This is a genomic window from Pantoea sp. PA1 (genome assembly GCF_056856975.1).
The window spans coordinates 521,173-534,076 of record NZ_JBXGEE010000001.1 but is presented as its reverse complement, the minus strand read 5'-3'; the positions used below and the strand labels follow the sequence as shown (position 1 = coordinate 534,076).

Genomic DNA, 12,904 nt, shown 5'->3' with positions numbered 1-12,904 from the left:
TCCGTCAGGCTTGCTCAGCCAATGATCTCAGCGCCATTCATATATGGGCGTAAAACCTCAGGCACAACAATGCGGCCATCTTCCTGCTGATAGTTTTCCAGCACCGCAACCAGGGTACGGCCTACAGCCAGCCCCGAGCCGTTCAGGGTGTGTACCAGCCGTGGTTTCTTATCCTGTTTATTGCGGCAACGTGCCTGCATACGACGCGCCTGGAAATCGCCCATGTTCGAACAGGAGGAGATTTCACGATAAGTGTTCTGAGCCGGTAACCACACTTCAAGATCGTAGGTTTTGGTCGATCCAAAGCCCATGTCTCCGGTGCAGAGTAAAACCTTACGATAAGGCAGGTTCAGCAACTGCAATACTTTCTCGGCGTGCCCTGTCAGCTCTTCCAGCGCATCCATCGACTGCTCCGGGCTGACAATCTGAACCATTTCCACTTTATCGAACTGGTGCATACGGATCAGACCGCGGGTATCACGGCCGTATGAACCCGCTTCGGAACGGAAGCACGGCGTATGCGCGGTCAGTTTGACCGGCAGGCTCTCCTCTTCGAGGATTTCGTCACGCGCCAGGTTAGTCAGCGGCACTTCTGCCGTCGGAATCAAGGCATAGTGGCTGCTGTCTGATTCTTCTTCCAGCGGGCGGGTGTGGAACAGATCTTCGCCAAATTTCGGCAGCTGTCCGGTACCGTAAAGCGTTTCGTGGTTAACCAGATAAGGCACATAGGTTTCCAGGTAGCCATGCTGCTCAGTGTGCAGGTCAATCATAAACTGACTCAGCGCACGGTGCAGGCGGGCAATCTGTCCCTGCATCACGACAAAGCGCGAACCGGTCAGTTTTACGGCGGCCGCAAAATCCAGGCCTTTGGCTGCTTCACCCAGCTCAACGTGATCTTTAACCTGGAAATCAAACTGACGCGGGGTTCCCCAGCGACTGACTTCCTGGTTTTCGCTGTCATCTTTACCCAGCGGCACTTCGTCTGCCGGAATGTTCGGCAGTGCCAGCGCAAAGTCACGGATTTGATTCTGCAGTTCATCCAGTTCTGCTTTTGCGGCATCCAGGCGTTCGCCCAGCGCGTTCACTTCCTGACGCAGCGGCTCGATATCTTCCCCACGGGCTTTGGCCTGACCGATGGATTTGGATCGGGAGTTACGCTCTGCCTGCAAATTCTCTGTTTCTACCTGCAGGACCTTGCGACGCTCTTCCAGCGAACGCAGCGTTTCCACATCCAGTTTATATCCCCGGCGTGCCAGTTTTTCTGCGACTGCGTCTGGCTCGTTACGCAGCAGATTGGGATCGAGCATGCTTATCCTGTGTTTAAAAAGTTGGTTGAAAGAAGGGACGCACTCCGGCGGAATGCGTTGAAAACATTGCCCACATTACCGTAACGTCTGTTTCAGCGGTAGCGTTTTGTCGGGCTATTTTGATCCTGTTCAGCCAGCCAGCTTAGCTTTTCGCCAATCTTGCCCTCAAGCCCGCGCTGGGTTGGACGGTAATAGCGCGCGTCAGCCAGTTCCGGCGGGAAATAGACTTCACCTGCGGCATAAGCGTTGGTTTCATCGTGGGCGTAGCGATACTCTTTGCCGAGCCCCATCTCTTTCATCAGCTTCGTTGGCGCGTTGCGCAGATGTTCCGGCACATCAAAATCCGGATGGTCACGGGCATCCCGCATGGCGGCCTTGAAGGCGGTATAAACGGCATTACTCTTCGGTGCGCAGGCCAGATAAACAATCGCCTGTGCAATGGCGCGCTCCCCTTCTGCCGGGCCTACGCGTGTGAAACAGTCCCACGCGGCAATAGCGACCTGCATCCCGCGCGGATCGGCATTGCCGACATCCTCAGAGGCGATAGCCAGTAACCGGCGCGCCACATAGAGCGGATCGCCCCCGGCGGTGATGATACGTGCATACCAGTAGAGCGCCGCATCAGGCGCAGAGCCACGCACGGATTTGTGCAGCGCCGAAATCAGATCGTAAAAGCGGTCACCTTTGTTGTCGAAACGCGCCGAACGCTCGCCAGACACTTCATTAAGCAACTGAGGCGTGAGTTCCCGCTGGCCGGATGCGGTGGTTTCGGCCATATCGGCCATCATCTCCAGCGTGTTCAGTGCCCGACGCGCATCGCCATTTACCAGCTCAGCGATCATTCTGCGCGTGTTGTCCGGCAGGACAATATCTGTATCGCCGTAGCCGCGCGCCTTGTCCTGCATCGCCTGATCCAGCACCTGCTCGATATCTTCCAGCGCCAGGGATTTCAGCAGATAGACGCGGGCGCGTGACAGCAATGCCGAGTTGAGTTCAAAAGAGGGGTTTTCTGTGGTGGCACCAATAAAAGTAATGGTGCCATCTTCGATGTGGGGTAAAAAAGCATCCTGCTGGCTTTTGTTGAACCGGTGCACCTCGTCCACAAACAGGATCGTCCGCCGCCCGGCCTGCTTATTCTGCCTGGCACGCTCAATGGCCTCCCGGATCTCTTTAACCCCGGAGGTCACGGCTGAGATACGTTCCACATCGGCATTGCCATAGTGCGCAATGATTTCAGCCAGCGTGGTCTTGCCGGTCCCGGGGGGCCCCCAGAGGATCATGGAGTGCAGGTGCCCTGCCTCAATGGCACGCGGCAGCGGTTTACCGGCACCCAGCAGATGTTGCTGACCAATGTACTGTTTCAACGTTTCTGGCCGCATACGCGCGGCCAGAGGTTTGAAATTTTCGGTGGAAAAATCCAGGGACAGGTTACTCACCGTGACCTCACTGACGTTGGTCGTCCACCGTCACGCCTTTTGGCGGTGTGAACGTGAATTTGTCCGGGCTGATTGCACCATTCTGCTGACTTTTCAGCTGATAATCGCTGCGCTGTCCATCCTGTTCCACCGCGCTGAAGCGATTGATGGTTCCGCCAGGCGTTACCTGAATCGTAAACTGTTTCAGATTGCCATCACTGCTTTTCGGCGTCAGTTCGAAATTGTCGCCCTGCTGTTTGATGTTGTACTGCTTCCAGTCATTGGACTGGTTGCGGGCAATCAGCATAAACGGCGTATTGCTCGTCGCATTCTGCAGCAGGCTGACCGTCGCCTGTTCAACAAACGGGTTGTAGAACCACAGCGATTTGCCGTCAGAGATGATGATGCTTTCGTCCGGGGCGGTCATATGCCAGTTAAACAGGCTGGGACGCTTGACCCACAGCTCGCCTTCACCATCCTGCACGCTGGCGCCACTGCTGTCCGTGACTTTTTGTGTGAAGCTGGCGTGGAAGCTGCTGACCTTATTCAGGCGCTGTTGCAGATCACTGGACGCATCAGCCAGCACGCTGGCTGAAGCAAAGGTGGCCAACAGGCCCAGAGCGATTACGCGTAATTTCATCTGCTTCAATTCCTTATTTAAACGTTCCCATCGATGACTGCTTTAAGCCTGGTCGCCGTTCCGCCATCAGGATAGAGGAAAAAACCGAAAGCTGATTCAGATATGGGGGATAAACCGCATAAAAACAATGAGCCAGTCGGAACTGGCTCATTAAGACGTGTTACAACCTGTTAACCGTTACATTTCGTGTGGCGGTGGCGACAGCACTTCACGGTTGCCATTGTGTCCGGGTGCAGAGACGATACCCTGCGCTTCCATCTGTTCAATGATCCGTGCCGCGCGGTTATAGCCGATGCGGAACTGACGCTGCACGCCTGAAATGGACGCGCGGCGCTTGTCGATGACAAAGCTGACAGCCTGATCGAACAGCGGATCCAGCTCTTCATCACTTTCCATTCCACCGGCACTTTCGCTCTCTTCGCCCGCCGTAATGTTTTCGATATATTGCGGACGGCCTCGCGCTTTCCAGTCCTGAACCACCGCGTGAACTTCCTGGTCGCGAACAAACGCGCCATGAACACGAATCGGTATTGAGGAGTTTGGCGGCATGTAGAGCATGTCACCCATACCCAGCAGCGACTCTGCGCCACCCTGATCGAGGATGGTGCGCGAGTCAATTTTGCTGGAAACGGTAAAGGCGATACGTGTCGGGATGTTCGCTTTAATCAGACCGGTAATAACATCGACAGAAGGACGCTGTGTGGCCAGCACCAGGTGAATACCGGCAGCACGGGCTTTCTGTGCCAGACGCGCAATCAGCTCTTCAACCTTTTTACCGACCGCCATGATCAGGTCAGCAAACTCATCGACCATCACCACGATGTAAGGCAGTTTCTCCAGCACCGGCGGCGTCATATCCATGCTGTCACCCGGCTTCCAGAACGGATCAGGAATCGGTCGTCCCATCGCTTCCGCCTGCTCAACTTTTTCGTTGTAGCCCGCCAGGTTACGCACGCCCAGCGCCGACATCAGCTTGTAGCGACGCTCCATCTCACCCACGCTCCAGCGCAGCGCATTCGCCGCATCCTTCATGTCGGTTACCACTTCCGTCAGCAGGTGCGGAATGCCTTCATAGACCGACAGTTCGAGCATTTTCGGGTCGATCATGATGAAGCGCACTTCTTCCGGCGTCGCCTTGTAAAGCATGCTAATGATCATGGCGTTTACGCCCACCGATTTACCGGAACCGGTCGTACCGGCAACCAGCAGGTGAGGCATTTTCGCCAGATCGGCGACGACCGGCTGACCGGCAATGTCTTTACCCAGCACCACAGCCAGCGGAGAGGTATTGTCACGGAATTTAGGACAATCCAGTACTTCACGCAGATAGACGGTCTGACGATGTTTGTTAGGCAGTTCCAGACCGACATAAGGTTTGCCTGGAATGACTTCCACCACACGCACCGCGACTGTCGACAGTGAGCGAGCCAGGTCGCGTGACAGGTTGGAGATACGTGCCGCTTTCACACCCGGCGCCAGGTCAAGCTCGAAACGGGTGATGACCGGCCCCGGTGAAATGCCGACCACCTCCGCCTTGACGCGATAGTCACCCAGACGCGACTCCACCAGGCGGGCAGTCTGCTCCAGTGAGAACATATCTACCGGCTCTTCCTCTTCCGGCGGTGCGGTCAGCAGATCCAGCGAAGGCAACGGCGTGGAAGGTTTCTCCAGCGGCTGCTCATGACGCATCAGGAACGGGTGGATCAGGCTGTCATGCAGTGACGGCTTCGCTTCTTCAACCGGCTGAACCGGTGCCGCTGGCGAACCATAAGCGGGCGCAGCATTGTCCGCAGCCGGTGCATGATAAGCAGGAGCCGCGGGCGCAGCGTAGGCTGATGCAGAGTGGGCCGGAGCCTGAGGCGCGGCCGGGGCGCTGTAAGCAGGCGCGGCATAATCCGGCTCAGGCGTTGCCGCTGGCGGAGCATAGGCGGGCTCTGCCGGCGCATAGCGTGGGGGAGCAGGAACCTGAGCCGGAGCCTGCGGTTCTGAAACCTCACGCACTTGCTGCCAGGGTTCATGTGAAACCGCCGGCGCTTCCGGTTCCGGCGTAGCGGCAATGGTGAACAGCGGTTCAGACGGGCCTTCATCAACCAGATCTTTCATTGGCGAAAAATCAAAGGCTGACGCGGTATCCAGATTAAAGACCGGTTCTTTTCGCTCTTGCGGTTCATAGCGCTGCTGCTGCTGTTCGGCGAACTGCCGCGCCAGGGCGGCCTGCTGCTGCGCCTCCTGTTCTTCCTCATCATCCTGCTGCCAGCCGGCGCCATACCGCTGCTGCTGTTCAGACTGGAAGGCCTGGCGCAGTTCAGCCTGCTGCTGCGCTTCTTCAGCCTCCTGAGTCGGAAGATCGGATGCAGCCGCAGTTGATTCAGCGCTTTCCGCTTTCGCTTTCTCTTCAGCCATACGCTGCGAAGGTAACTTAATACCATACGAGGCCAGCTCACGGCGGGTAGGCAGTTTTACCGGATTAGGACGCGGCAATGCCGGGCCAATACCCTGCTTAACCTGCGGATTCAGATTCGTTTCAGGTGCCAGGTCAAAGACCGGGGCCGTGCGCGTCGCGGTTCGGGAGGCAGCGGCAGCGGCGGTGACCGCGGCTGTTGCGGCGGGCACCACAGGGTTGACCGGCGTGTCGCGCCAGTTCCCCATTTTCGGCTCATCATCGTCACAGGCACTGAACGCCGGAACCGCTGGCGCCTCGTCAGGCATTTCAAAGTGATAAAGCGGAGGTGCGGCAGCAGGCGCAGATGCACTCTGCGTTGCCGTCGGCGCAGACGCTGCCGCATAAGCAGGGGCGCTCTGAGCCGGTGCCGGCTGCACAGGCGCAGCTGGCTGGGAGGCCGACAGGCTTTCTGCTGCTGGATGCACCGCTGACGGCGGTACGGCTGCAGGCGCCGCGGACGCAGCAGTTCCTGGCGTTGCCGCTGCAACAGGCGCAGCCGGAGTCAGCAGCACATCGGCCGCTTCTGCGGTAGTGGCGACGGCCGCGCTGGTGGCTGCGGCGGCTTTAGCCAGCAACGGATCCTGCTCAGACGGTGAGGGTTCAGCGGCTTTGCGGGGGGCAGACAGCAGCACATCATCATCCTGATCGCCGGTATGCAGCACAGGCGCGTCATCATACTCACGCGAATCCTGTTCATCCTCTTCCTGCCAGGGTTCATCGTGACGGGAGCGGTTGCTGGCAAAGGTCAGCACGCCCATCACGACCCCACCAATTCTCTCGGCGATAGTGAGCCATGACCAGCCAGTGTACAGCGTGATACCTGCCGCCCAGACGCAGAGCAGCATCAGCGTGCCGCCAGCCGGACTGAACCAGGGAGCGATGGCATTACTCACCAGGCTGCCGATCACCCCGCCTGAGGCAAAGTACCAGATATCATCTGCGTTGAGTGCCGCCATGCCACAGGTGGTGACCACCAGCGCAAGAACGCCGATCAGGCGCAGCCCGACAGCAAAGTAGTCAAAATAGTCCTGATTATCGCGCTGACGGAAGGCAATCCAGCACAGACCCAGGATAACCGGCGGAATGGCGTACGCCATTACACCAAAGATGAAAAGTAAGGTGTCAGCCAGCCAGGCACCGACGCTGCCGCCGATATTGTGGATAGGTTCATGCCAGGCCGTTTGCGACCAGCTCGGGTCGGAAGGGTTAAAACTGACCAGTGAAACCATCAGGTAGATGGCAAACAGCGCCACCAGAATGAGCAACGCTTCCAGCAGACGACGTCCACTGCTCAGCGACTGTAACGTAACGTCTTTATCTTCTGTATATTCCTGGCTCAAGAGGACTCTCCAGGTGCCTGTAAAGTAAGAAGCAACAGCGTCGGGCAAGCCCGACGCTGATCCTGTATGAATTCACAGGAGTGTACCGAAATATCTCAGGTTTTGCACCTGCCCCGCATCAGCGAGTCTTGATTACCAGGCGATTGCTCTGTTTGACCTCTTCCATGACGACATAGGTTCGCGTGTCGTTTACGCCCGGCAGGCGCAACAGGGTCTCACCCAGCAACTTACGGTAGGCAGACATGTCAGGAACGCGCGTTTTCAGCAGGTAGTCGAAATCACCGGAAACGAGGTGACACTCTTGAGTTTCCTCAAGTTTTTGCACAGCGGCGTTAAATTGCTCAAACACATCCGGCGCACCACGATTCAGAGTAATCTCAACGAATACCAGCAGAGAAGCATCAAGATAGTGCGGGTTCAGCTGTGCGGTGTAGCCAAGAATAAATCCCTGACGTTCGAGACGGCGCACGCGCTCAAGACATGGCGTAGGCGATAATCCTACGCGTTTGGAAAGCTCTACGTTTGAAATACGACCATCTTTCTGAAGTTCGTTCAGAATGTTCCTGTCAATTCTGTCGAGGTCTTTCCCGGGGCGTTTCTTATTATCTACCATTATTATTGTCTCTCTTCATTCCTTCCCTTTACCTGCCACACCCTGAAAACGCTCATTGTTCGGGGCATTTTTGAAGTGAGCTAACAGAGCCTGTGGGTGAGACTTATCGATATGACGCATGCTGTCTGTCCACATCATGCGTCATTATCCATACCAGGCTGCTTTTATTCGGCGTTAAGTGCAAAACAGGCGATGAAAACCTGTTTTGTTCCGATAAATGTTATCCGCTTCTGATAATGTTTTCGCAAAAGCGCAGGCGATTGTCAAAGTAAAATCACCAAATTCAGGACAAGATGCCAGACAGACCGCTGGGTTACTGTTTTTAAATGAGGTTTTTTCAGCTATTGCACCGCTTAAGCGGAGTTTTGCCCCCTTTTGGCGCATTGCACAGGCAAAGTTGCCATTCATCGTCTACGCCACTTGCAGCTATCGTTAACAAAATTGCCTAAACCTTGTCATTGCTGCCGGATATTCCCTACAATCGCAGGCTATGTCAGCCGAATGAAACTGAGGAACGCATGAGTACGGCCAAACACAGTAAGCTACTCATTCTGGGCTCCGGCCCAGCGGGTTATACCGCAGCGGTTTATGCTGCACGCGCCAACCTGAACCCGGTGCTGATCACCGGTCTGGAAAAAGGCGGACAGCTGACCACGACCACTGAAGTGGAGAACTGGCCGGGCGACCCGCACGATCTGACAGGTCCATCACTGATGGAGCGTATGCATGAGCATGCCGAAAAATTCAATACTGAGATCATTTTCGATCACATCCACACCGTTGATCTGCAGAACCGTCCGTTCCGTCTGACCGGCGACAGCGGCGAATACACGGCTGACGCCCTGATCATTGCGACGGGTGCGTCAGCGCGCTACCTGGGTCTGCCTTCCGAAGAGGCGTTCAAAGGCAAAGGCGTCTCTGCCTGCGCCACCTGCGACGGTTTCTTCTACCGTAACCAGAAAGTGGCCGTGATTGGCGGCGGTAATACGGCCGTTGAAGAGGCACTCTACCTGGCGAACATCGCGTCTGAAGTGCATCTGATCCATCGCCGTGACAGCTTCCGTGCTGAGAAGATCCTGATTGATCGTCTGATGGAAAAAGTGCGCAACGGGAATATCGTGCTGCACACGCATCGCACGCTGGAAGAGGTGGTCGGTGACCAGATGGGCGTCACCGGGCTGACCCTGCGCTCGACGCAGAACGAGGAAACCGAATCGCTGGATGTGGCGGGTCTGTTTGTCGCTATCGGCCACAGCCCGAATACCGCAATTTTCGACGGACAGCTGGCGCTGGAAAATGGCTACATTAAAGTACAGTCCGGCCTGCACGGAAACGCGACGCAGACCAGCATCCCGGGTGTGTTTGCGGCAGGTGATGTGATGGACCACACATACCGCCAGGCGATCACCTCTGCGGGCACCGGTTGTATGGCGGCGTTAGACGCTGAGCGTTTTCTTGATGGATTGGTTAAAAACGATCAGTAAGTTGTTAACCCGCTGATCTCAAATGTTCCAGGCGACGGTTTTTCAGTCGCCTTTTTTATTGCCCCCATGCTAGATTCTGGCGCCAGAAAGGAGGGAAATGCCTTTCCCTCTCCTCCCCGTCATCGAAATTTAGCATGGTCTCGCATGGATAAATCGCGGCAACAGCATCTCACCCGCTGGCTTCGTCAGCAGCGTCATTTCGGCGGTCGCTGGTTGCGCCTGAATACGCTGCTGGGCACCGTCAGTGCCCTGCTGATTATTGCTCAGGCAGGTTTACTGGCCTCACTGCTTCAGACGCTGATCATCGGGCAACAGCCGCGTGAAACCGTAACGGCCAGCCTGCTGCTGTTGCTGCTCTGCTTTGTGCTGCGCGCCCTGATAAATTATGCCCGTGAACGGACCGGCTATCGTGCCGGGCAGGCGATCCGTCAGGCGTTACGTCAGCAGGTGCTGGACCGGCTCGCCGGGCTGGGTCCGGCGTGGATTCAGGGTAAACCGGCCGGTAGCTGGGCGACCCTGCTGCTGGAACAGATTGAAGAGATGCAGGAGTACTATGCACGCTATCTGCCGCAGATGACGCTGGCAGTGCTGATCCCCTGCTGCATTCTGCTGACAATTTTTCCGCTCAACTGGACCGCGGGTCTGATCCTGTTTGCCACTGCTCCTCTGATCCCACTGTTTATGGCGCTGGTGGGGATGGGCGCCGCTGAAGCCAACCGGCGGAACTTCCTGGTGCTGGCGCGTCTGAGCGGTAACTTCCTGGATCGCCTGCGCGGCCGGGAGACGCTGCGACTCTTCTATCGGGGTGCAGCAGAGCAGCAGGCAGTGGCAGACGCCACCACCGATTTTCGCCAGCGCACCATGGAAGTGCTGCGCCTCGCTTTTCTCTCCTCCGCCGTACTGGAATTTTTTGCCTCCCTGGCGATCGCGGTCGTGGCAGTCTATTTTGGCTTCTCCTATCTGGGCGAATTGCATTTCGGCGACTATGGCCGCGGCGTAACGCTGTTCGCCGGTTTTCTGGTACTGATTCTGGCGCCAGAATTTTTTCAGCCACTGCGCGATCTCGGCGCGTTTTATCATGCGAAAGCTCAGGCGGTAGGCGCTGCCGATGCACTCGAGGCGTTTATGCAGGCTACGCCAGCCGCCACACCTCAGCAGGGTCAGATCCCCTTTACGGCCAATCGATCCCTCTCGCTGACCGCCGACCAGCTGGAAGTCTGCGCTCCCGATGGTCAGGTACTGTGTGGCCCGCTCACGTTTACCATCGCCGCCGGTGAGCAGATTGCGCTGGTCGGTCAGAGCGGGGCTGGCAAAACGGCGCTGATGAACGCCCTGCTCGGCTTCCTGCCTTACCGGGGATCGCTCAGGGCTAACGGGGTTGAATTGCGCGATCTGCAGCGGGCGGACTGGCATCAGCAGCTCAGCTGGGTAGGACAGAACCCTCAGCTACCGGCCGCCACGCTCCGTGACAACATCGTGATGAATGCAGCCTGGGAGGCGGAACGATTTGCCGCGCTGCTGGAGACGTGCGGAATTAATGAGTTCCTGCCGCGTCTGCCCGATGGCATCGGGACCCGCCCCGGCGAGGGGGGTCAGCTGCTCTCTGTGGGTCAGGCGCAACGGATCGCCGTCGCGCGCGCGCTCTACAAAAGGTCGCATTTTTTACTGCTTGATGAACCCGCTGCCAGCCTGGACGCACTCAGCGAACGACATGTAATGGCAGCGCTGAATCAGGCGGCCTCCCGACAGACCACGCTGATGATTACCCATCAGATTGATACGCTGAGCCGCTGGCAGACCCTCTGGGTTATGGAGGCGGGTAAGCTGGTGCAGCAGGGAGAGTGGCAGGCGCTGTCGCAACAGCCCGGTGCTTTTCGTGAGATGCTGCAACATCGTCAACAGGAGATCCGCTGATGTCCGCCCTGCGCCCCTTTCTTCGTCTCTGGCTGCGCCACCCTTTTCGCCTCGCGCTGGGCATCGTACTGGCGATTGCGACCCTGCTGGCGAGTATCGGCCTGCTGACCCTGTCTGGCTGGTTTCTGGCCGCCTCATCCGTCGCAGGCGTGGCAGGCCTCTACAGCTTTAACTATATGCTGCCTGCGGCCGGCGTGCGGGGCGCCGCCATTATTCGTACGGTGGCGCGCTATGCGGAACGCCTGGTGAGCCACGATGCGACTTTCCGGGTGCTTCAGCATCTGCGTCTCCACACCTTCAGCCGTCTGATGGCGCTTTCGCCCGGGCAGCTGTTGCGGTTCCGGCAGGCGGATCTGCTCAACCGCTTTGTGGCAGATGTAGACACACTGGATCATCTCTATCTGCGCGTTATTTCGCCGCTGACCGGTGCCCTGGTGGTCATCGTGGTGGTCACCACGGGCATGAGTTTCATCGATATCGGGCTGGCCCTGACGCTGGGCGGCATCATGCTGGTCACCCTGATCGTGATGCCCGCGCTCTTTTATCGCCTGGGCCGGCCCGCGGGCGTCGCCATTGCGCGTGGCCGCGCCCGCTGGCGCTTACAGCTGATGCAGTGGCTGACGGCGCAGGCAGAACTGACGTTATACGGTGCGTCGCCGGCGTGGCGTCAGCGACTGGATGAAGATGAACAGCAGTGGCAGCAGTCGCAATGCCAGCAGCAGCGTCTGCAGGCCCTGGCGCAGAGCCTGCTGCTGCTGATTAGCGGCGTGACGGTTACACTTCTGCTCTGGCTTGGGGCTGCGACAGTCAGTCAGCAGCAACTGCCCGGCTCGCTGATTGCGCTGGTCGTGTTTTGCGCGCTGGCAGCCTTTGAGGCGCTGGCTCCCGTCGCGGGCGCCTTTCTGCCGATGTCTCAGGTGACCACCGCGGCTCAGCGGGTCAGTGACATTATCGATCAATCACCTGCCATCACCTTTCCGGCCCATTCCGCTGCCCGGCCCGGCAGCCTGACGGTCGATATCGATCGGCTCGGCTTCAGCTATCCCGATCGCCCAGACCGGGTGCTTGATCAATTTACGCTTAAAGTGGATGCGGGCGAACACATTGCGCTGCTCGGGCCCACCGGCTGCGGAAAATCCACCCTGCTGGCGCTGCTGACCCGCGGCTGGAACAGCCAGCAGGGTGATATCCGCCTGAACGATCTGCCGATCGCCGCCTGGTCCGAATCAGCACTGCGCCAGCGCATCAGTGTGGTTACTCAGCGGGTGCATCTTTTCAGTCAGAGCCTGCGCGATAACTTACTGCTGGCCTCTCCCGGCGCCAGTGATGAGCAACTGAATCAGGTACTGAGCCAGGTTGGCCTGCAGCGCCTGCTGGAGAATCAGGAAGGCTTAAATGCCTGGATGGGCGAAGGCGGCCGGCCGCTTTCCGGTGGTGAACTGCGTCGGCTGGCGCTGGCGCGCGCATTACTGCACGACGGCGATCTCTGGCTGCTGGATGAACCCACCGAAGGGCTGGATGCCACCACTGAACAGCATATTCTCGCCCTGCTACAGCAGCTGACCGCCGGAAAAACCGTCATTATGATTACCCATCGCCTGAGCGGTCTGGAAAAGATGGATCGCATCTGTGTGATGGACAACGGGACGATTGTCGAACAGGGCAGCCATTGCGAATTAATCTCAAAAGCGGGTCGCTACTGGCGTTTCCGGCAACGGATTGCGCTATAGTCTTAGCGAAATGCTGAT

The 12,904-nt window shown here is 57.8% G+C and carries 9 protein-coding genes; 3 read left to right on the top strand and 6 right to left on the bottom strand.

Translation table 11 applies throughout. The features are described from left to right. Positions 1-14: 14 nt before the first annotated feature. The 6 genes from serS to AC1V0D_RS02750 form a co-directional block, all read right to left on the bottom strand. Positions 15-1,307 carry a serine--tRNA ligase gene (gene serS / locus AC1V0D_RS02775; protein ID WP_009091126.1) on the bottom strand — a complete coding sequence of 431 codons (1,293 nt, stop codon included), beginning with the start codon at positions 1,305-1,307 and terminating at the stop codon, positions 15-17. A gap of 92 nt (positions 1,308-1,399) precedes the next feature. Further along, positions 1,400-2,743 (bottom strand): replication-associated recombination protein A, encoded by a 1,344-nt coding sequence (locus AC1V0D_RS02770; protein WP_009091128.1) that lies wholly within the window; start codon positions 2,741-2,743, stop codon positions 1,400-1,402. 7 nt (positions 2,744-2,750) lie between these two features. Further along, positions 2,751-3,362: an outer membrane lipoprotein periplasmic chaperone LolA gene (lolA, locus tag AC1V0D_RS02765; RefSeq protein WP_009091130.1), complete on the bottom strand. Its 612-nt coding sequence runs from the start codon at positions 3,360-3,362 to the stop codon at positions 2,751-2,753. A gap of 177 nt (positions 3,363-3,539) precedes the next feature. Beyond that, complete coding sequence (locus tag AC1V0D_RS02760) at positions 3,540-7,145, bottom strand: DNA translocase FtsK 4TM domain-containing protein (RefSeq protein WP_482906938.1); 3,606 nt, start codon at positions 7,143-7,145, stop codon at positions 3,540-3,542. 118 nt (positions 7,146-7,263) lie between these two features. Next, on the bottom strand, positions 7,264-7,758 hold the full coding sequence (lrp, locus tag AC1V0D_RS02755) for a leucine-responsive transcriptional regulator Lrp (RefSeq protein ID WP_006118610.1): 495 nt from the start codon (positions 7,756-7,758) through the stop codon (positions 7,264-7,266). A gap of 174 nt (positions 7,759-7,932) precedes the next feature. Continuing rightward, entirely contained in the window at positions 7,933-8,166 is a 234-nt protein-coding gene (locus tag AC1V0D_RS02750) for a hypothetical protein (protein ID WP_141629822.1), read from the bottom strand. 110 nt (positions 8,167-8,276) lie between these two features. Here AC1V0D_RS02750 and trxB point away from each other — a divergent pair, with 110 nt between their 5' ends. The 3 genes from trxB to cydC all read left to right on the top strand — a co-directional run bounded on the left by trxB (position 8,277) and on the right by cydC (position 12,886). Beyond that, a complete protein-coding gene (gene trxB, locus AC1V0D_RS02745) occupies positions 8,277-9,242 on the top strand; it encodes a thioredoxin-disulfide reductase (RefSeq protein ID WP_009091134.1) in 966 nt (321 codons plus the stop codon). A 144-nt stretch (positions 9,243-9,386) separates the two neighbouring features. Next, entirely contained in the window at positions 9,387-11,156 is a 1,770-nt protein-coding gene (gene cydD, locus AC1V0D_RS02740; protein ID WP_167428442.1) for a heme ABC transporter permease/ATP-binding protein CydD, read from the top strand. Beyond that, on the top strand, positions 11,156-12,886 hold the full coding sequence (cydC, locus tag AC1V0D_RS02735) for a heme ABC transporter ATP-binding protein/permease CydC (RefSeq protein ID WP_482906937.1): 1,731 nt from the start codon (positions 11,156-11,158) through the stop codon (positions 12,884-12,886). The genes cydD and cydC overlap by 1 nt, the downstream gene beginning before the upstream one ends. Positions 12,887-12,904 lie beyond the last annotated feature (18 nt).

Excerpts from the sequence above, each read along its gene's own strand:
- trxB (WP_009091134.1), top strand. The coding sequence starts at position 8,277 with ATGAGTACGGCCAAACACAGTAAGCTACTCATTCTGGGCTCCGGCCCA.
- cydC (WP_482906937.1), top strand. The coding sequence starts at position 11,156 with ATGTCCGCCCTGCGCCCCTTTCTTCGTCTCTGGCTGCGCCACCCTTTT.
- lolA (WP_009091130.1), bottom strand. The coding sequence starts at position 3,362 with ATGAAATTACGCGTAATCGCTCTGGGCCTGTTGGCCACCTTTGCTTCA.
- serS (WP_009091126.1), bottom strand. The coding sequence starts at position 1,307 with ATGCTCGATCCCAATCTGCTGCGTAACGAGCCAGACGCAGTCGCAGAA.
- AC1V0D_RS02750 (WP_141629822.1), bottom strand. The coding sequence starts at position 8,166 with ATGAATGGCAACTTTGCCTGTGCAATGCGCCAAAAGGGGGCAAAACTC.
- cydD (WP_167428442.1), top strand. The coding sequence starts at position 9,387 with ATGGATAAATCGCGGCAACAGCATCTCACCCGCTGGCTTCGTCAGCAG.
- lrp (WP_006118610.1), bottom strand. The coding sequence starts at position 7,758 with ATGGTAGATAATAAGAAACGCCCCGGGAAAGACCTCGACAGAATTGAC.